The sequence below is a fragment of the Robiginitalea sediminis genome, assembly GCF_002198115.1.
Lineage (GTDB): Bacteria > Bacteroidota > Bacteroidia > Flavobacteriales > Flavobacteriaceae > Robiginitalea > Robiginitalea sediminis.
Genome location: NZ_NGNR01000003.1, coordinates 216,397 through 237,171, shown reverse-complemented (window position 1 = coordinate 237,171; position 20,775 = coordinate 216,397). Strand labels below are relative to the sequence as shown.

At 56.8% G+C, this 20,775-nt stretch carries 13 protein-coding genes; 3 read left to right on the top strand and 10 right to left on the bottom strand.

All coding sequences use genetic code 11. From position 1 onward, the window contains the following. Position 1: 1 nt before the first annotated feature. Positions 2-2,956, bottom strand: a complete 2,955-nt coding sequence (secDF, locus tag CA832_RS10870) for a protein translocase subunit SecDF (RefSeq protein ID WP_088341640.1) — start codon at positions 2,954-2,956, stop codon at positions 2-4. A 198-nt stretch (positions 2,957-3,154) separates the two neighbouring features. Next, positions 3,155-4,081, bottom strand: a complete 927-nt coding sequence (gene mdh, locus CA832_RS10865; protein ID WP_088341639.1) for a malate dehydrogenase — start codon at positions 4,079-4,081, stop codon at positions 3,155-3,157. Between the two features lie 230 nt (positions 4,082-4,311). Here mdh and CA832_RS10860 point away from each other — a divergent pair, with 230 nt between their 5' ends. Next, on the top strand, positions 4,312-4,686 hold the full coding sequence (locus CA832_RS10860; RefSeq protein ID WP_088341638.1) for a hypothetical protein: 375 nt from the start codon (positions 4,312-4,314) through the stop codon (positions 4,684-4,686). A gap of 71 nt (positions 4,687-4,757) precedes the next feature. Here the strand turns inward: CA832_RS10860 and CA832_RS10855 are convergent, their stop codons facing one another. The 3 genes from CA832_RS10855 to asnB form a co-directional block, all read right to left on the bottom strand. Then, complete coding sequence (locus CA832_RS10855; protein ID WP_088341637.1) at positions 4,758-5,765, bottom strand: DUF6588 family protein; 1,008 nt, start codon at positions 5,763-5,765, stop codon at positions 4,758-4,760. A gap of 72 nt (positions 5,766-5,837) precedes the next feature. Continuing rightward, a complete protein-coding gene (gyrB, locus tag CA832_RS10850; protein ID WP_088341636.1) occupies positions 5,838-7,781 on the bottom strand; it encodes a DNA topoisomerase (ATP-hydrolyzing) subunit B in 1,944 nt (647 codons plus the stop codon). A 227-nt stretch (positions 7,782-8,008) separates the two neighbouring features. Beyond that, positions 8,009-9,679 carry an asparagine synthase B gene (gene asnB / locus CA832_RS10845; protein ID WP_088341635.1) on the bottom strand — a complete coding sequence of 557 codons (1,671 nt, stop codon included), beginning with the start codon at positions 9,677-9,679 and terminating at the stop codon, positions 8,009-8,011. A gap of 228 nt (positions 9,680-9,907) precedes the next feature. Here asnB and CA832_RS10840 point away from each other — a divergent pair, with 228 nt between their 5' ends. Further along, positions 9,908-10,441, top strand: a complete 534-nt coding sequence (locus CA832_RS10840) for a DUF2911 domain-containing protein (protein WP_198944478.1) — start codon at positions 9,908-9,910, stop codon at positions 10,439-10,441. A 50-nt stretch (positions 10,442-10,491) separates the two neighbouring features. Here the strand turns inward: CA832_RS10840 and CA832_RS10835 are convergent, their stop codons facing one another. The 5 genes from CA832_RS10835 to CA832_RS10815 all read right to left on the bottom strand — a co-directional run bounded on the left by CA832_RS10835 (position 10,492) and on the right by CA832_RS10815 (position 19,838). After that, on the bottom strand, positions 10,492-12,120 hold the full coding sequence (locus CA832_RS10835; RefSeq protein WP_088341634.1) for an amidohydrolase: 1,629 nt from the start codon (positions 12,118-12,120) through the stop codon (positions 10,492-10,494). Between the two features lie 60 nt (positions 12,121-12,180). Then, on the bottom strand, positions 12,181-13,281 hold the full coding sequence (locus CA832_RS10830) for an OmpA family protein (protein ID WP_088341633.1): 1,101 nt from the start codon (positions 13,279-13,281) through the stop codon (positions 12,181-12,183). A 25-nt stretch (positions 13,282-13,306) separates the two neighbouring features. Then, on the bottom strand, positions 13,307-14,953 hold the full coding sequence (locus tag CA832_RS10825) for a hypothetical protein (RefSeq protein WP_143542377.1): 1,647 nt from the start codon (positions 14,951-14,953) through the stop codon (positions 13,307-13,309). Between the two features lie 102 nt (positions 14,954-15,055). After that, complete coding sequence (locus CA832_RS10820) at positions 15,056-16,825, bottom strand: TonB-dependent receptor domain-containing protein (protein ID WP_233131789.1); 1,770 nt, start codon at positions 16,823-16,825, stop codon at positions 15,056-15,058. After that, entirely contained in the window at positions 16,818-19,838 is a 3,021-nt protein-coding gene (locus CA832_RS10815; RefSeq protein ID WP_088341630.1) for a tetratricopeptide repeat protein, read from the bottom strand. Before CA832_RS10815 ends, CA832_RS10820 begins: the two co-directional genes overlap by 8 nt. Positions 19,839-19,994: 156 nt before the next feature. Between CA832_RS10815 and CA832_RS10810 the strand changes: the two genes are divergently transcribed. Further along, positions 19,995-20,678 carry a cell division ATP-binding protein FtsE gene (locus CA832_RS10810; protein ID WP_088341629.1) on the top strand — a complete coding sequence of 228 codons (684 nt, stop codon included), beginning with the start codon at positions 19,995-19,997 and terminating at the stop codon, positions 20,676-20,678. Positions 20,679-20,775: the final 97 nt, after the last annotated feature.

The window sequence follows — 20,775 nt, the reverse complement described above, 5'->3', positions numbered from 1 at the left end:
CCTATTTCTTACCGGCTGCCAGTTTTTTCGACAGCGTGTCGAACATTACCGGGGTAGCAATAAACAGGGAAGAGTAGGTACCTACAATAACCCCCACAATCATCGCGAACATAAAGCCGCGTAGGGTTTCCCCTCCAAAAATGAAGATGGAAAGCAGTACCACCAAGGTGGTCAGGGAGGTGTTCAGGGTACGGCTAAGGGTACTGTTAAGGGCCAGGTTGGTATTCTCACCGGCCTTCCAGCCCCGTTCGCTGATGATCTCGCGGATACGGTCGAAAACCACCACGGTATCGTTCAAGGAGTACCCGATTACCGTCAGGATGGCCGCAATAAAGGCCTGGTCGATTTCCATACTGAAAGGCATCAGCGCGCTGGTAGCCGAAAAGACCCCAAGCACGATCATGACATCGTGGAATACTGCCACAACGGCACCGAGGGAAAACTGCCACCTGCGGAACCGCAACAGGATGTAGAGGAACACCACCGCAAGGGAACCGATAACGGCCCATACGGCGTTCTTTTTGATGTCATCCGCAATGGTCGGGCCTACCTTGCGGTATTTCATGACCCCGATGTCCTCATTGCTGCCACCGGGCACAAAATCCTCGTACGTAGCCCCATCCGGCAGGTATTTCTGCAGGGAGTTGAAGAGGATGCCGAGAATTTCGTCGTCCACCTCTGTACCCTGTACATCCACTTTGTATTTGGTGGTCACCATAATCTGGTTAGCATCCCCGAAGGTCTTGGCCGTAGCGCTTCCAAGGGCCTCAGTGAGCTCCCCGGTAATCTCGGTGGGATTCACCGGGTTTACAAACCGGATCTGGTAATTCCTTCCCCCTACAAAATCCACGCCCTGGTCCAGCCCCTTGGTGAAGAGGGAGAAGACCCCGGCAATAACCAGGATCCCGGAAACCACATAAGCCACCTTGCGCTTGCCCAGGAAGTCGATATTCATATTCCGGAACAGGTTGCGCGTAATGGAAGTGGCAAAATCCAATTTGCGACCGCGCTTGGCCAGGTACCCGTCAATAAGCAGGCGGGTAATAAAAATGGCCGTAAAGAGGGAGGTCAGGATACCGATGATCAGGGTAGTGGCAAAACCTTTGATGGGTCCAGAGCCAAAGACCAACAGGATTATCGCTGTAAGGCCGGTGGTGATGTTGGCATCGAGGATGGACGAAAGCGCATTGTCGAACCCGTCCTGAACGGCCTGGGCCATGCCCTTGCCTTTCTGGACCTCCTCCTTGATGCGCTCAAAAATAAGCACGTTGGCATCCACCGACATCCCTATGGTAAGTACGATACCGGCAATACCAGGCAGGGTCAGGACCGCACCCAGGCTGGCCAGAACACCGAAGATCAGTACAATGTTAAAGATCAGGGCAATGTCCGAGAATACCCCGGCTTTTCCGTAATAGAAGACCATCCAGATCAGCACGAAAATCATGGCGATCAGGAAGGACATAAAGCCGCTGTCTATGGCTTCCTGCCCCAGGGACGGCCCCACTACGAAGGAATCGATAATCTCGGCCTTGGCCGGCAGTTTCCCTGCCCGCAGCACGTTGGCGATATCCTTGGTTTCCGTTACGGTGAAGGTACCGGTAATCTCGGAGCTTCCGCCGGGGATTCCCCCTTTCTGGGAAACGCCGGGAGCCGTATACACCCGGTTGTCGAGCACAATGGCAATACCGGTGTTGTTCAGGTTCGCCTCATTGGTAAGCTGCTGCCATTCCCGTGCACCGCGGACGTTCATATCCATGCCTACCGCCGGGCGGTTGTACTGGTCGAACTGGTCGCGAGCGTCGCTTACCACGTCTCCGCTCATCCGGGGGGTATTGTCCCGGTTGGATTTAAGGGCGTACAGGGCCGCGACCTCAGACCCCTGGGAGGGGCGTTCCCACATGAATTTGGTGAATTGCACCTCTGCGGGCAGCAAACGCCTTACCTGGGGCATCCGCAGCCAGCTGCCGATCTCGGCCGTATCCTTGATGGCCGCCAGACCCACGGCGTATCCGGGGCCGCTCAGTTGCAGCTTTTCGAAGAGCGGGTTGCGCTCCTGAGCGAGGTCCAGGGAATCCTGGGCCACATCGGAAAGCAGGGAATCCAATTCGCTTTCCTCCTTAACCTCCTCCGGCGCATCTTCCGCCACAAGGGATTTCAGGGTCTCATTGGCTTCGATAAAGAAATTCAGCAGGTACTGGTTGCCGGGCTCGTAAGTCTCCCAGAATTCCAGCTGGGCCGTGCTGGAGAGCAGGTCCTGCGCCCTGGCGATATCGCGGGCACCCGGAAGCTCAACCAGGATCCGGCCGGAATTGCCTTCCCGCTGGATATTGGGTTGGGTTACCCCGAAACCGTCAATCCGCTCCCGAAGTACCTCGAAGGCAGAAATTACAGCTTCGTCCACCTTGCGGCGGATGATGGGCTTGACCTGGTCGTCGGTCATCTCAAAGTTGATCTCGTCGCTGAGGCCTTTGTTGGCGAAGATATCCGGGGAGGCCAGTTTGGCGTCTCCCTTGATGGCGTCAAAGGACTCGAAAAACAACTCCAGGTAAGTGGCATCGCTGTTCTTGGAGGCTGCATCCGCATCTGCCAGCGCTTTGTTGAATACCGGGTTCTTGGTATTGTTGGCCAGGCCGGAGAGGATGTCCCGGACAGAAATCTGCAGGGTTACGTTAATCCCCCCTTTAAGGTCGAGGCCTTTGTTGAGTTCCTTCTTCTTGGCATCCTCATAGCTGGTAAAGCCCAGGATGGGGTTCTTGGCCACAGAGTCGAGGTACCGGGCCTCTACCTGCTCCCGTTGGGCTACATAATCGTCCTGGTCCGCGGCAACACTGGCCACGGCATAGGCTTCTGCATCCGATTCGATCTTGGAGGTGATAAAGGTGTAGGAGAGCTGATACACGCTCACCAGGCCAAAGAGCCAGGCAAAGAGCCGAATTAATCCTTTGTTATTCATGTGTAAGTGCTTGTCTGTATAATGGATACATGCTGTAAGCAGCGTGCAAATATATTATTTCCATGAGGAACTGCCAATAAAATCCCCGCTTAATTAAACCCGTCGCAACCCCTGCTGTATAAGGGGATTCCCGAAAAGTAGCACACAAAAAAATCATCCTCCCGGGGGAGGATGATCCGTGTTTTTGCAACCGGGGTATCAGACCTCCAGCAGGCCGTTGGTCTTGGAAACGCCCTCGGCGCTTTCTTTCATTTTAGCCGCTTCGGCTCCGGAGAGTTCCAGTTCCACTATGGCCTCAATCCCGTTGCGACCCAGGATAACCGGCACCCCGATACAGAGGTCGCTCAGGCCGTATTCACCTTCCAAAAGGGCAGAACAGGGGAACATCTTCTTCTGATCGCAGGCAATGGCCTGGACCAGGGCAGATACCGCAGCCCCGGGGGCATACCAGGCGCTGGTACCCAGGAGTTTGGTAAGGGTGGCACCCCCCACCTTGGTCGCTTCGGCTACCTCCTGCAGGCGCTCCTCACTGAGGAATTCAGAAACTTTTACACTGTTGCGGGTGGCATGGCGTGTAAGAGGGACCATGCCCGTATCGCTGTGACCGCCAATTACCATTCCGTCTATGTCCGAAATAGGGGCCTCCATGGCTTCGGCCAGGCGGTATTTGAACCGGGCGCTGTCCAGGGCGCCTCCCATCCCGATAATACGGTTTTTGGGCAGGCCGGTAGTCTTGTGTACCAAATAGGTCATAGTGTCCATCGGGTTACTTACCACGATAACAATGGCATCCGGGGAATGCTCCAGCAGGCTGGAGGAAACCGATTTAACGATCCCGGCGTTGATGCCGATCAGTTCCTCCCGGGTCATCCCAGGTTTACGCGGGATACCGGAGGTAATCACGACAATGGCGCTGCCTGCGGTCTTGGAATAATCGTTGGTAGACCCCACAATACGGGTATCGAACCCATTGAGGGAGGCGCACTGCATCAGGTCCATCGCCTTCCCTTCGGCAACCCCCTCCTTGATGTCCAGCAGGACTACTTCGGAGGCAAAATTCTTCATCGCGATATACTCGGCACAACTAGCGCCCACAGCGCCTGCACCTACAATGGTAACTTTCATAAAACGTAATTTTTCACAGTTAAGAAGCGGCCCCAAAATTAGCGAAAATATGGAGAAATTCCTTGTGAAAAGGGCAGAAAACCGCCCCCTTTCCACCCCCCTTCCCCCACCGGCCTTCCGGGTCTTGACCCCTCACGGCCGCAACAACCCGTACCGTTCATCGAAAAAATGCAATAGACCGGCCCGCGGGGGCGTTCCCATAGTACCCAAACCTATACCCCAACCTGCTTATGCAAGTCAAATCCCCCATCCTGACACTTGCCTTCGTCCTGGTTTTCCTTTTTCAGGGCTGTTCGGAGGTACCCGAAAACAACGACCCTGTTATCGGGATCTGGAGCCGCCTGGAAGTTCCGGAAGGCGCAACCTATAAGGGCCATATCCGCGAAGAGTGGATTTTCAACGACGTTTACCTGGGGCGCTACCAGCGCTACGAGGGTTCCCAGATTATCCTGAAATCGGATTTCCAGTGGGAATCCGCAGCCGGGTTCTACCGCATCGAATACCCGGGGCTGGATAAACCTGCAGACGAAGTAAAGATTGTCCGGCGCGAAGAAGGAGAACACCTGGAAAACCGGAAAGGGGTGGTTTTTGCAGAACGCGAATAAGCCCCAAAAACCATATAAAAAAACAGCCCGCATTGAGCGGGCTGTTTTTTTATGCGATACTGCCCAAGGGCCTACCGGAACCCGAAGGATACCCCGGCCGAAAGGGTGTTGAATGCCGCCAGGGTATAATCCACATTCAGGCGGAAAAAACCGAGCTTGAGCTTGGTGCCTACCCCGGCCGTTACCCCGCTGTCCTTCTGGCTGATGGAAAACGGGTCGTTGTAAGTCGTTTGGAACGGTCCGGAGGTGACCCGGTAGGTCCCCAGGATATCGGTTTCCGCCTTTCCGCTGATGTACCCCAGGGTACCGTAAAAGTTGATGATGGGCAGGCGGGTGGAAACTGCAGCCTGGAAGGTCCAGGTGCTGAAGCGGGCATCGATGCGCTGGTTCTCCCCATCGATAAAGTTGGTGTTGGTAAAATCGTAAGACCCGGTCAGGCGGGTGTACCCGATAAACCCGGAAATGGAAACCGGCAGGAGTTTGTCGGCCGGAAGGTGGCTGGTAAAGTCGTGCATAAGCCCGAAGCCGATGAGCCCTACCTCCACGTCGTCCGTGTCGATTTTCGGCAGGAAACGGGCTTTGACCTCCGTGCCCTTGATGAGGCCGACCCCTACCTGCAGAAAGCCTGAAGGCAGGAAATTGATGTTTTCGGAAGCCAGGCCGCTGGGCAGCTCAAAACTCTCGGAAAACAGGCCGTTTTCATCTTCAACCACCACGTTGATCCCGGAAATCTCACCCAGGGCGGTACTGACCGTTTTGGAAGCGCTTCCGTCCTGGAAGCGCAGGTTCTCGTACTCGGCAATATTCATTTCGAAGGCCTTCTTATCGTCCTTGTTCTTAAAGGAACTCATAGAACCTACAATACTGATCTCAAAGCCCCCCAGGGGTTTGGCCGTGGCCGTGTTGAGCCAGGATGCCCCCAGGTTGTAGGCGATCCCCTCATGGGCCGGGGCCATGTAGTCTCTGGTGAAGCGCTCGGCATCTTCCAGGCCTGCCGCCAGCAGGTCGTTGATGTTGGACTGGGCCCGAACCAGGCCGGTGGCCGCCAAAAGGCCGAGCATCATAGCAAATCGTTTCATTTGTAAGAATTTTACACTAAACTAAAAAACCCCGACCTGCCGGCCGGGGTTTTTGTTGTGAAAGCGCTTTTCTTATGCATCAATGTTGGCATAGACGGCATTTTTCTCGATAAACTCGCGCCTTGGGGGCACCTCATCCCCCATGAGCATGGAGAAGATGCGGTCGGATTCCGTCGCATTTTCGATGGTCACCCGCCTCAGGGTCCTGCCCTCCGGATTCATGGTGGTTTCCCAAAGCTGCTCGGCATTCATTTCCCCGAGACCCTTGTAGCGCTGGATACCCACGCCGCTGCCCCCGAATTCCTCGGTAATGGCATCCCGCTCCTTGTCGTTCCAGGCATAGCGCTTCTTGGAACCTTTCTTCACCAGGTAAAGCGGCGGGGTAGCGATGTATACGTGACCGTTTTCCACCAATTCCCGCATGTAGCGGAAGAAAAAGGTCAGGATCAGGGTTTCGATATGGCTTCCGTCCACATCGGCATCACACATGATCACGATTTTATGGTAGCGGAGTTTTTCCAGGTTCAGGGCCTTGCTGTCCTCCTCGGTCCCGATGGTAACCCCCAGGGCCGTATAGATATTCTTGATCTCCTCGTTTTCGAAGACCTTGTGCTGCATGGCCTTTTCCACGTTGAGGATTTTACCCCGCAGCGGGAGGATGGCCTGGAAATTTCGGTCGCGGCCCATTTTGGCGGTTCCGCCCGCCGAATCCCCCTCTACCAGAAACAGCTCGCAGCGTTCCGGGTCCTGGTCGGAACAGTCTGCCAGTTTCCCGGGCAGGCCGCCGCCGCTCATGGGGTTCTTGCGCTGCACCATTTCCCGCGCCTTGGTCGCCGCATGGCGTGCCTGGGCCGCCAGGATTACCTTTTGCACAATGCGTTTGGCGTCGTCCGGGTGCTCCTCCAGGTAGTTGGTCAGCATCTCGGATACCGCCTGGCTCACCGCAGCTGAGACCTCGCGGTTTCCGAGTTTGGTCTTGGTCTGCCCCTCGAACTGGGGTTCTGCCACCTTTACAGAAACAATGGCCGTTAACCCTTCCCGGAAGTCATCCCCGGAGACCTCAAACTTGATTTTGTCGAGCATCCCGGAGGAGTCCGCATATTTTTTCAGCGTGGTGGTGAGCCCCCGCCGGAACCCGGAAAGGTGGGTCCCACCCTCGTGGGTGTTGATGTTGTTCACATAGGAGTGCAGGTTCTCCGTATAGGAGGTATTGTACACCATGGCCACCTCTACGGGAATACCGCTTTTTTCCCCTTCCATGGAGATCACCTCCTGGATGAGGGGTTCGCGGTTCCCGTCCAGGAAGCGGATGAATTCCTTGAGGCCTTCCTCGGAGCTGAAGGTTTCGCTCAGGTAAGCCCCGTCCTTGTCCTTTTCCCGCCGGTCGGTGATGCTGATGGTTATCCCCTTGTTCAGGTAGGCCAGCTCCCGCATCCGGTTGGCCAGGGTCAGGTAATTGTAGACGATGGAATCCTGGAAGATCTGGTCATCCGGGTGGAAGGTGACCACGGTACCCGTTTTATCGGAGGTACCGGTGCTCTTTACCGGATACATCGTCCGGCCACGCTGGTATTCCTGTTCCCAGATCTTGCCGTCCCTATGGACGGTCGCCTTCAGGTGGTCCGAGAGGGCATTCACCACGGAAACCCCTACCCCGTGCAATCCGCCTGAGACTTTGTAGGAATCCTTGTCGAATTTTCCCCCGGCCCCGATCTTGGTCATAACGACCTCAAGGGCTGAAACGCCCTCTTTTTTATGCAGGTCCACGGGGATCCCCCGCCCGTTGTCCTCAACGGTAATGGAATTGTCCTCGTTTATGGTAACGGAAATGGTATCGCAGTGCCCGCCCATGGCTTCGTCAATGGAGTTGTCCACCACCTCGTAAACCAGGTGGTGCAACCCCCGGACGCCCACGTCTCCAATGTACATGGAAGGGCGCATGCGCACGTGTTCTATGCCCTCAAGGGCCTGGATACTATCCGCCGAATAGCTTTTCTTCTGCTGTTCTTCACTCATTGCTGATACGGGTTGTTTTCAGTGCAATTTTGCAATCCCACAAATATAGGAAATACCCCTTCAAACAGGCCCTTTCGGGAGGTTTAGGCCCCTCGAAGTTATCAACAAAATTTGTGGAAAAAAGACCCTCCTCCTGAATGCGAAAAGCACCGGAAACCGGTGCCTTTCTCTGACTAATCCAACAAAACGGCCTCCCCGGCATTTCGGGGCCGGAAAGGCTTCCCTTGTTACTTTACATAGGCATCCGCATGGACACGGGCCACAGCCCGCCCGGACGGGTCGTTCATATTGCGGAAGGCCTCGTCCCATTCCAGGGCTATTTTGGTACTGCAGGCCACGGAGGGCTCCTGGGGAACGCTCAGGGCAGCGGCATCGCTTGGGAAGTGGGATTCAAAAATGCTCCGGTAGTAGTACTCCTCCTTGCTGGTGGGCGTTTGGAGGGGGAATCGGAAGCGGGCATTTTCGAGTTGCTCGTCGGTCACCTCCCGGGCTACCACTTCTTTCAGGGTATCGATCCAGCTGTATCCCACCCCGTCCGAGAACTGCTCCTTCTGGCGCCAGGCTACGCTTTCCGGGAGGTACTCCTCAAAGGCTTTACGCAGGACCCATTTCTCCATCCGGCCCTGGGTGATCATCTTGTCGCTGGGGTTCAGGCGCATGGCCACATCCATAAACTCCTTGTCCAGGAAGGGGACCCGGCCCTCAATCCCCCAGGCAGCAAGGGATTTATTGGCGCGCAGGCAGTCGTACATGTGGAGCTTGTCCAGCTTGCGGACGGTTTCTTCGTGAAAATCCTTAGGGCTGGGGGCCTTGTGGAAATACAGGTACCCCCCGAATAGCTCATCTGCCCCTTCTCCCGACAGCACCATCTTGATGCCCATGGACTTAATCACCCGGGCCATCAGGTACATGGGGGTGGAAGCCCGCACCGTCGTAATGTCGTAAGTTTCCAGGTGGTAGATCACGTCGCGGATGGCGTCCAATCCTTCCTGGATGGTGAACTTGATTTCATGGTGGACCGTCCCGATATGGTCGGCCACCTTCCGTGCTGCCGCGAGGTCCGGAGACCCTTCCAGGCCTACGGAGAAGGAATGGAGCTGGGGCCACCAGGCCTCATCCGCATCGTCGCTTTCCACCCGCTTTGCGGCAAAGCGCTTGGCTACTGCAGAGGTTATGGAGGAATCCAGCCCGCCGGATAGCAGGACCCCATAGGGTACATCGGACATCAGCTGCCGGTGGACCGCATCCTCCAGGGCCTGGCGCAATTCGTCTATATCTGTGGAGTTCTCCTTCACCGCTTCGTAGGATTGCCAGTCCCGCGCATACCACTTTTGGAAGCCGTCTTCCTCGCTGGAGAGGTAATGACCGGGAGGGAAAAGCTCAATTTTCGTGCAAGTGCCTTCAAGGGCCTTGAGTTCCGAGGCGACGTAAAACGTCCCGTGCTGGTCCCACCCGATATAAAGCGGGATAATACCCATATGGTCGCGGGCAATCAGGTAGCGGTCAGCCTCGCTATCGTAAATGGCAAAGGCAAAAATTCCATTGAGATCGTCCAGGAAAGCCGCACCTTTTTCGCGATAAAGCGGCAGGATCACTTCGCAGTCGGAAGCCGTGCGGAAGGCATAGGTATCCTTATAGCGTTGGCGCAGCTCCCTGTGGTTGTAGATTTCCCCGTTGGCCGCCAAAACCAGCTGGCCGTCCGGACTAAGCAGGGGCTGCCTCCCGGAAGCGGGATCTACAATAGCCAGCCGCTCGTGGGCGAGGATGGCCTTATCGGTAGCGTGCACCCCGCTCCAGTCCGGACCACGGTGCCGTACGCGCCGCGACATCTCCAGTATTTGAGGTCTCAAGGTTTCTGCCGGTTGCTTCAGATCGAAAGCACAAACTATTCCACACATATTGTAGTATTTATAAGGCAAATATGAATTTAATAATCCTTATTTTAAACATTAACAGCTTTTTTGATTACATATTTTAATAATAATTCTTCCTTTTGTATTATATCGTTCTTATTCCATTTGGTAAAGGAATACCATCGTGAAAAATGTAAGCCGGTAAATTTTAACGCCCTTTTAAAATCGGGCTTCCCAAAAAGGCATTAGTTTTAGGCCTCTAAACCAGCATCGATGAAAAATACAATCCGATTAGCCGTCATGGCCATTGCCATGGCATCAACCGTTTCCCTGAGTGCCCAGGAATTCAGCGGCCTCGACAAGAGCCCTATGGACATGGCCCTGTATCCGGGCAGAGCCCCTGAAAAAGTGGTCCGTGTCATCTACAGCCGCCCCCAGCTAAAGGGGCGTTCTATCGCTACCCTTGCCCCTAATGGCAAGATCTGGCGGACCGGGGCCAACGAGTCCACCGAAATTACTTTTTACAAGGATGTGAATTTCGGCGGTACCGATATCCCGGCAGGCACCTATTCCCTGTTCTCCATTCCCGGAGAAAAGGAGTGGACCGTAATCCTGAACAAAAGCCTGAACCAGTGGGGTGCCTACAGCTATGACCAGGGCGCAGACCTGGCACGGGTAACCGTAGCCGCAGGTATGGGAGAGGACTCCCTGGAACCGTTTTCCATCGCCTTTAAGGAAGTAGAAGGTGGGGTACATATGGTTATGGGGTGGGATAAAACCCGCGTAGCCGTGCCCATTACCATGTAAGACCATACATTTCGCAAAGCGAAGTAAGCCGGGGTTTCCCCCGGCTTTTTTTATTCGAAAACCCGGTTGCCGGCCACCCAGGTACCGTTTATACGGATGTCTTTAAGGCGCTCTTCCGGGACCGCCATCGGATCGGCGTCCAACAGGGTAAAATCGGCCCATTTGCCAGGGGCGATACTTCCTTTTTCCCCTTCTTCAAAATTGGAGTAGGCAGCCCAGAGGGTCATCCCCTTCAGGGCATCTTCCCGGGAAAGGGCATCCTCTATCTGGAACCCGCCTTCCGGGTAACCGGCGTTGTCCTTGCGGGCCACCGCGGCATAGAAGGTGAGCATGGGGTTAACCTGCTCTACCGGGAAATCCGTCCCCAGGGCCACCATCCCGGAAGCCTTCAGGAGCTTGGCAAAGGCATAGGCCCCGGGCATACGGTCTGCCCCCAGGCGGTCCTCGGCCCAGTACATGTCGCTGGTGGCGTGGGTAGGCTGCACGGAAGGCAGCACCTTGGGGCCGAAGTAAGCCAGGTCCGCGGTATCGAGGATCTGGGCGTGTTCCACCTTCCACCTGGGGTCCTCCACGCCCGTGAGGGCCTTGCGATAAGCCCTGAGGACGGCTACATTGGCCGAGTCCCCAATGGCGTGGGTGTTCATCTGAAAGCCCGCAGCGGCAATGCGGGTGGCCAGGGACTCGAGCTGGTCCGCCGGGGTAATCATGGCCCCGAAATGCCCGGGCTTGTCCGAGTAGGGTGCCTTAAGTGCCGCCCCGCGGGAACCAAGGGCGCCATCGGCATAGACTTTTACCGAGCGCACCGTTAAGCGGTCGGTTTTCAGGATGCCCCGGTCCAGGAAGACATCGAGATTTTCCGGGGTATTGCTGACCATGGCATAAACGCGGATCACCAGGTCCCCGGATTGCTGCAGGCTGTCTATCAGCCCGATAACATCCGGGCTGAGGCCTGCATCGTTTACTGTGGTAAGCCCGTGGGAGAAACAGATCTCCTCGGCCCGCTTCAGGGCGCGGATCTGTTGGTCGCGGCTGGGCCCGGGCCAGCGGGACATGACCAGGTCCATGGGGCTGTCTACCAGGACGCCGGAGGGTTCCCCATCCTTCAGGACGACCTCACCGCCCGGGACGCGGGTTTCGGCTGTAATGCCCCCCATATCCAGGGCTTTTTGGTTTACCAGCAAGGCATGCCCGTCCACGCGCTCCAGGGCCACAGGGGTCTCCGGGAACAACCTGTCCAGTTCTGTTTTATCCGGAAACTCTTTTACCTCCCAGTCATTCTGGTCCCACCCCCGGCCATAGATGTGGGTGGACGGATTTTCACGGGAAAAGGCAACGACTTTTTCAAGGACTTCCTCAAAACTGCCGGTCCCCACCAGGTCTACGGCTTCCTCATTCAGGCCCAGCCCATAGAAGTGGCAATGCGCGTCTATGAGTCCCGGGACAATGACCTGCCCCCCGGCATCCAGCTGCGCTGCCCCTTTATACGCTTCCAGGATTTCGGCGGTAGTACCGGCTTTTAAGAAACGGCCATCCCGGACCGCGAAGGCCTCGGCTATGGGGTTATTGGCGTCTACCGTATGAACGGTGGCGTTGAATACCACCAGGTCTGCAGCCTCCTTTTCAGGGGCGCACGCCGCTATGGCAAAAAGGGTAACTAGGGCTGAAAGTCTTCTGATCATGTGTTCTCCTGGTTTAGGCACTTACCTCATGCGAAAGGTAAATATAGGGAATCGCCCGGGTTACTCCTCCCGGGAAAGGGCGTAATACAGGCGAAACTCTACCCTCCGGTTCCGGGTCCTGCCCTCGGGGGTATCATTGCCTGCTACCGGGCGGGCGGCGCCGAGCCCCTCCCATCGGATCCTCCGGGATGCCAATCCCTTCCCTGTCAGGTAGGCCGCCACCGATCTACACCGGGCTTCCGATAAGGCCAGGTTGTAGGCCGGGCTGCCCAGGCGGTCCGTATGCCCATAGAGCGCTACCTGCAAAGCGGTATCCCGCTGCATCTGAAAGTAAAGCCCGTCCAGCAATTCCTTTCCCTCCGGGCGTAAATCCGCCGTATCGAAATGGAACAACAAGCCCGGCAAAACCTGCATCTCCCCTATGGGAAAGGTTTTCTCTTCCCCTTTAATCGGAGCCGGTGCATTGGGGTCCATCAGGCTGAACGCATCCAGGTAGTAGTAGGCACCTTTGTTGCTCCCCCCCGGGGTCCGTTGCTTCCTGGTCCGGGCATTCGGTTTGAAATTGCCCACGGTCAGGTAGCGCTCCCCTCCCCTGGCCTTGTATTCCAGGGTAAGGCCCATCCAGTTTCCCGTGTCTGAATAAAACCCTCCGGATGGGATGGTTTCCAGAAAGGCTCGGGCACCTTTGGCCGCATGCCAGTATTTCCGCCCCAGGACCTTCTTTGTGGGAGCTGATACGGGATGGGTACTGAAGAGAGCCCCCACCTCACTGAGGGCATAATCCGAGTTTTCAGCCAGGCTTATCCGGAAGGACAGCACATAGGTAACCTCCGGGGCAAGGGGCTCGGTCAGGCCTACCTGCAGGTATTCCCGGTAGTCGCCGGGGGCAAAAAAATACATGCCGGCATAAGCTTGTCCTTCTGCCGGGGGCTGGCTCCCGTTGAAGTTCCCGGGGACTGCCATGACCGTACTGCAGGCGTGGAAATAATCGGTGGACCCTGCCGTTGGTGCCTTCCACCCGGGGAGGTCTTCACTGAGGTTTCCCATGGCGGCAGGACACCGGGCATGCTCCTCGAACCCCGGGTTGGGGATGAGGTTTTGCCCGTTACCCGCGGCGGAGGCGGACAGGGCCAGGGCCAGATATATCCATTGCAGCTTCACGCAGGGCCTCTTTCGGTCCGATTTCCTACTGGAGGGTATCGATATAGGCGTTAATTAAATCTATGCCCTCTTCGTGGGGAATACTGGTCCCGATCAGGGGCATCTTAATGCTTGAAATCGGGGATTGTATCCTGTCGGTAATGGCAAAGGCATAGAATTCGATCTGCGAAGCGGACAATGAGGTCTCGTAACGCAGGTCCAACATGCCAAAATAATTATTACTCCCGGGCTGGTGGCAATGGGCGCAATTCATGTCCATATACGCCCTTGCCCTCGGCTCCAGGCCCAGGGCAGGGTCGGACCAGTCCGGCAGCGGGGTTATAGCAGAAAGGGGTACGTTTTCAGTCAGAACCCCGGCATCGATCCAAGCCTGGAGCAAATTGCCTCCCCCTTCCTCAGGGCGCAGGGCACGGGCCTTGGGGCCGATGGGGCGGTTGCTGCCGTAGTTGCTGTGGCACATGATGCAATTATTGGTATTGGGTACCACATAGCCGGCAGACCGGACCTGCCCCTGGAGGTCTGTCCACTCCACATTGAGCACATGGCGGTTGGGGTCCAGGACCGCATCGGCCTGGTTTTCGTCCCAGAGGTAGTTGCCCACTTCCCAAACCCCGTTCTTCAGGAGCAGGACCCGGGTTTCGATGATGCGCTTGCCGAGGCCGGGGTTTCGCTCATCCTGGAAGTAGAAAAAGGTCTTGGTGATGACGGTGCCTTCCGGGAATTCCAGCAACCCATCGCCCATTAGGGCCATCTGCCCGTCTTTGGGCAGGGAAATAGTCCTCAGTTTCCGGGAATAATCTGTAAAAAGCGGGGTGGTAAGCGCATAGGCGTATGCTGTGCGTTCCAGGGCAAGGTCACTTAAGGGAGCCTTGAAGATACCCATTTGCGAAAGCAGTGGCTGCCATTCGGTACTGGCAAAAACCCGCTCGTCTGTATACGGATCGAGGCCATCGGTGAGTTCCGCCGCATTAGACAGCCCGTCCGCATCGCAATCCGCAGCACCCCAGGCAGGATTCCCGGGGTCGAAGCCCTCGTATCCGGAAGTCTGCACAGGGTCGCAGGGGTTAGAGGGGTCGGTGCCGCCCACCGTTTCATCCCGGTCGGTAATCCCGTCCCCATCGGTATCCAGGGTTTCCACCTCGTACGGATTGGTCCCGTCTTCCCACTCCTCCCCGTTGGAAAATCCATCAGCATCGCAATCTGCAGCGGCCCAGGCCGGGTTTTCAGGGTCGAAGCCCACATACCCGGGTTCATGGGCCGGGCTACACGGGTCTTCAGGATCCGAACCAGCAGCCGCTTCCTCCAGGTCCGGGATGCCGTCCCCGTCGGAATCCAGGGCCTCATTCTGATAGGGGTTGGAGCCACCCTCCAACTCAGCACCGTTCGAAAGGCCATCCACATCGCAGTCGGCGGCCGACCAAAATGTACTGTTTGCATCGTAACCTGTGTACCCCGCGGGCTGTGGCGGATCGCATGGATTTCGCGGGTCCGAGCCGCGGGAAGTTTCCAGAAGGTCAGAAAGGCCATCGCCATCTGTATCCGGCTCGCCAACAGGTTCGGCGCGTTCCGAACTGCAAGCGGCTGAAAGAACTGCCACAGCGATGGCGTGGATGAAAACCCGGAATCCCATCCCGGGAACCAGGCGGTTTGCTGAGGGGTTAGGTCGTACCAAAACAAAAAGGTTGTTGTAGGATAAAGGTACATCTTTCCCCCTTGAGGACGGCCGTTTTTCGGCCAAGGGGGACCCTTATACGACCAGGGAACCCTCCCCGCCTTACAAATCGAATTTATAGCTCACCCCGGCCAGGACCTGAAATCCCTGTACACGGAATTGGGCCCACCGCTGGTAGTCGTTGTTGGCCAGGTTGCTGGCCTGGGCATAGACGGAGAGCTGGGGGTTAATCCGGTAGCCCAGGTGGGCATTGGCATCGAAAAACCCATCGAGGGTTATGATTTGCGCCGGGAAATCCTCGGGGGCCGTGTTGGGTGCCGCCACCGAAAGGAAATCCTCGCGCTCCCCCACGTAGAAGAGATTCGCGCCCATATACCAGCCGGAATCCATCTGGTAGTCCAGGGTCAGGCCGGCTTCCAGGGCCGGCAGGTTCCAGGCCGGGTTGTCGGTCTCGGTGTCGTAGTCGTAAACGGATGCATTGACCCCCAGGGTAAAGTTCCGCTGGAGGGTGAGCTGGAGTTCGCCGAACAGGCCGAGAGTCTTGATATCGTCGTAAAACACCCGGAAGGAGTTACCGTAATTGTAGGCCTTCTCATCGCCACGGGAAGGGTTCTGGGGGTTCAGGATATACAACGGCCTGAAATTCTCAGCGGTGTAACTCCCCTTAACCGAATAACTCAGGGTACTGCTCAGCTGTCCCTTAAGGCCCAGGTAGGCCTCGTACTGCCGGTCTGTAGGGCGCACCTGCAAGGTGGGGGAAACAAACGGGTTTTCCCGGCTGAAGGCGTAGTACGACTGCTGTTGCAGGCCGCCTTCCACCCCGCCAAAAGCCACCACGGTTTCATCCAGCAGCCGGTAGGAAGCCCGTATATCGGGATAGATGTAAAAATTGCTTTCACTGTTTTCCAGGTCCAGCCCGGCCATAATACGCGCCCCGAGGTGTAGCTTCAGGTTGTCCCGAAGCATGACCAGACCGGGGCGAACACCCGCTATAAGGGAGCTGTAGTCGATTTCGTCACCGTTGAAAAACTGCCCCTGGTCCGCATTGTCGAAATGCCCCCCTACATAATCGAGTTCGGCCCCCACATCCAGGGACTCCTCGGTTAGCGGGAACGAGAACATCCCCGAAAGCTGCAGCCGGTTCTCCGCAGAAGAGACCGCATCCCTGAAATGCCGGGCGAGTACCTGGGCCTCCTGAAAATAGGCGTCTTCCACGCGCAGGCGTCCGCTGACCTCAGCCCCCAGATAATCCTGGACCGCATCCAGACCGGCGGCCTGTTCCGGGGTGACCAGGCCCTCCGGCAGTCCGTACCAGTTATACCTGCGGTGCTCTGCCCCGGCAGAAACATTCCAGTTCCAGTCCCGGTCCTGCCGGGTAAAGGTCAGGTCCAGTTCCGTGTTATAGAAATCCGTATCCAAAGGGGTACCTTCTATGTCGCCCCGGGAGGAGAAATGGTTCAGGCCCAGGTCGAACCGCTTGCCGCCCCTGTCGAAATCCCGGCTCAGGTAGAAGTCGGCAAAGGCATTGTTGTAGTTGCCCAGGGCCAGGGAGGCGTAGCTATTGTAGAGTTTTTCCGGGGTGGCTCGTTCTACGGCCGCAGCCTGTCCTTTGGCCGGGGTAAAAGTAGAGGCCACCGGCACCGAAAAAATACTGTAGGCCACCGGCCTCTTGCGCATTTCTATGGAATCATTGATGGCCGGCAGTGTATTGATCTTACGGGCATCCGAAACTGTGGGGGTATAGGAACGCACCACGGTAACGGTTTCCGTACCCAAATCGTCGTCCTGGGCAAGCCCCACGGTCACGCCCATTAGGGCCAGCGTAATTGCTGCAATCCGGGTCCTGATCGTCATGTCTCTTTTCTTATTCATTGTCCTGAGGATTAACCGAGGCATTGTTCTCTGATGCCCGCGCCTTAATGGCTGCGAGTTCCGTCCTGGCCTCCCCCACCAGGTCCGGATAGGCGCTAAAGTTGGAGATTACGTTCTCCAGAATGTAGGTCGCCTGGAAGGCATCCTCCATGTCGTCGAAATTGCGGGCCATAAGCAGGAGTCCCTTCCCGCCCCATTCCCGGTAGGCGGAAAAATCCCGGGCAAGGCGCTGCACCGCTGCGTTGGAAGCTTCCAGGGCGCCATCCTGCCGTTTAAAGTAGGCCTCATAGTACAGTGCTTCCGCTGCCACGGCCCCGGTCCCGATTTCGGAAACCCGGGCATAGGCAGTGCGTGCCCGGTCGAAGTCCGAGGTCTGCCAGGCAGAGCGGGCAATCATGACCTGGGCATCGGAGCGGATCCGGTCGTCCAACGACGGGCTGGCCAGGACCTTTTCGGCATAGGCCAGGGTCCTGGGGTAGTCGCCCCCTTCATAATACCCCTTCATAAGGTTGGATTGGGCAAAAGTGCGGTTTTGGGGGATATCGGCGGTTGCCTCCAGGCGTTCCAGATAGGGAAGTGCCTCCCGGGTTTCGCCCCGGGAAACAAGAATTTCGCAAACCCGTGTCAGGGCCTGTTCCCCGCTCTCCCCGCTCCCGGCATCGGCAACGGTGCGGTACAGTTCCAGGGCTTCCCCGGCGCGGTTGTCCGCATAGTAGAGCTGCGCCAGCCTGAAACGGGCCTCCAGGTGGTTCACCCCGGCCGGGAATTGCTGCAGGTACTTCTCCAGACCCCTGCGGGCAGCATCCGTATTACCTTCCACCCAGGGCTTATCGGCCGCCTCATAGGCCGCCGCCTCCAGCTCGCTGTCGGTGATCTCCACAAAATCCAGACCGCGTACCCAGCTCGCATACTGGTCCACCTGCCCCATATCCACGTATATCAGGCGGGCAGTATTTACCGCCTGGACGGCCTCTGGCCTCCCGGGGTAGTTGGCCGCCACGGTCTTGAAAGCCTCCAGGGCTTCGTTGTTGCGGCCACTGTTATAGTAAATGAGGCCTTTGCGCATCAGGGCGGAAGCCACCAAAGGGCTTTTGGGGTGTTCTGCGATGAGCCGGTCCAGGAAACCAACCGCCTGGGCATCCTGCCCGCCGTTGGCGTAGGAACCTCCCAGTTCAAAAAGGGCGTCATCCTTGAGACTGGAGGCAGGGAACCGGCCGATAAACGTACTGAGGCCTTCCCGTTTATTGTCTTCCTGACCCAGAAAGCCATAGCTCATCGCCTTCTGGTAAGCGGCATAATCCCGCTCGGAGCTCCCCGAGGAGAGGGCCATATCATAGGCTTCTATGGCCTGCCGGTACCGGCTGCCTACAAAATAACTGTCACCGAGGCGCATCTGGGCATCGGTCTTCCTGGGTCCCGGGGCAGCGGATGCGGCGTAGGCACTAAACCGTTCGGCTGCGGGCCCGTACTGCTTGAGTTTAAAGTGGGCGTAGCCCATCTGGTAATCGAGCTGGCCGAATTCCTCCAGGTTACGGGCCTGGCCGGCATTGCGGAAAGCCTGGAAAGCCCCCAGGGCCTGCTCGTAGTCCCCCAGGGCATAGGCTGTTTCCCCTTTCCAGTATAAGGCCCTGGCAGTAAAAACCAGGTCTGCACCGGATCGGGCGGCTTTATCGAAGATGCTCAGGGCCTCCTGGTAGTCTTCTTCCAGGAACAACTCCACCCCCAGATAGAATGCGACCTTCTGATAGGTGGCCGGGCTGGCATACCGGGGGTTGTCCTCCAGCAATTCCATCGCCCCGCGGAAATTCCGGGAGGTGATATAGGAATCCACCAGAAGTTCCTGGATCTCGGTTTTGTATTCGCTGTCCGGGTATTCCCTCAGGAAGGTACCCAGCACGCCGGGGACCGGCTCGTAAGGGTTCCCGATTTCATAGCTCAGGCGGGCGTAATTCAGAAGGGCATCCCTGCGGATTTCCTCACTGAAGGGCATACTCCAGGCATTGCGGAAGGCATTGAGCGCCTCCTGTTTCTTCTCCAGGTTCAGATAGCACTCGGCCAGGTGGTAATAGGCATTCTGGGCCACGGCATCTTCCCCCCCTATAATTTTGTTGAATTGCTGGACGGCAGAAGCGTAGTCCCCTTGCTTGTAGAAGGAATAGCCCAGGAGGTAGTAGTCCGTATTGCTCCACCGCCCGCGTTTGCCTTTATACTGCTCCAGGTACGGCACGGCCTCGGCATACTGCCCCAGGTTGAAATAACTCTCCCCGATAATCTTGTTCAGTTCGGAGGCTTCCCTCCGGTCGGATTTGGGCAATTGTTTCTGGGCCTGGGCAATGGCCTGCTCGAACTGCCCCAGCTTGAAATTCATATCGGCCTGGTAGTAGGAGAGTTTTTCCTCCAGGAGCTGGGGGTCGGTAATCTGGTCGAACCGGGCATTTGCCCCTTCGTAATCGTCCTGCTGGTAGGCGATATACCCCAGGTAATACTTGGCCTGGGACCCGTACTGCTGGGAATTGCTCACGCGCTGCAGGTAGCGCTCCGCCTCCCCGGGTTTGTTGGAGGAAAACAGGGCATACCCCATATTGAAATCGTAGCGCTCCCGCTCCTTCCGCGAGAGGGAATAGGTCTCAACCCTCCTGTACCATTTCAGGGCATTGGGATACCGTCCGTTCTCGAAGTAATAATCGGCCACGTCCATAAAGGCGGCATTGCGGCGGACCGATGTGGGATACTGGTCCACAAAATCCTCCATGAGCCGGTCTGCCCCAACCTGGTTCAGGCGGACGGCTGCATTGGCGATGTAATAGGCGCTGTTGGCCTCCACCTCAGGGTCAGAGGTTTCCGCCAGCACCGTTTCAAAAAGGGTCTGGGACGCCTGGTATTGCTTGTTGTTGTAAAGGGCGAGGGCCTCCCGGTAGGTTTTATCCGGATGGGTATGCAGCAGGGATGCCTGGCCAAAGCCGGCCGTCCAGACACCGGCAAGGGCCAGCAGGGCGGTATACTTGATTCGCATGGTGTTCTCTGTAGGTTAGGTCGAAACCGAATTACCTCTTATAACGTGAAATCCGCTTTTTACGTATGCAGGGCAACCCGAAGAAAAGGGATTTTATGCTTTTTCTCCCGCCCGGATTGCGGGAACTTATTACTTTTATATCAACAATACAGACGTATGGCAGAGCCGGTTTTAACCCTGAAGGACGTGGCAGTCTACCAACAGGAAAACATGATCCTCAACGACATAACCCTGGACGTGCGCCCGGGGGAATTCGTTTATCTGATCGGGAAGACGGGGAGCGGAAAAAGCAGTTTTATGAAGACCCTTTACGCAGACCTCCCGCTCAAGGAAGGCCACGGCCGTATTGTGGGCTTCAACCTGAAGACCCTGCAGGAGAAAGACATTCCCTTTTTGAGGCGCAAACTGGGGATAGTCTTCCAGGATTTCAAATTGCTCCCAGACCGCAATGTCAAAAACAACCTCCTGTTTGTCCTGAAGGCAACCGGGTGGAAAGATGCCGCAACCATGGATAAACGCATCGGGGAAGTACTGGACAAGGTGGGGATGGGGACCAAAGGCTTTAAGTTCCCCCATGAACTCTCCGGGGGCGAGCAGCAGCGTATTGCCATTGCCCGGGCGTTGCTGAACGACCCGGAACTTATCCTGGCCGACGAGCCCACCGGGAACCTGGACCCCCAGACCAGTGTGGAGGTCATGAAGGTGTTGCAGGAAATCAACAAGGCCGGGCGTACCATCCTGATGGCCACGCACGACTATGCCCTTATTTTGAAATACCCCTCCAAGACCCTGAAATGCGACGGCAGCAAGGTTTTCGAGGTCATCCAGAAAGCCGGCTGAGGCTGCTGTTTCTGCCAGACTGTGCCTCTGCCTGCCTGTCCCCTTAAAAGACGCTCCCAACCAAGGGAACATCTTTTTTTGTTACTTTGCACCAACC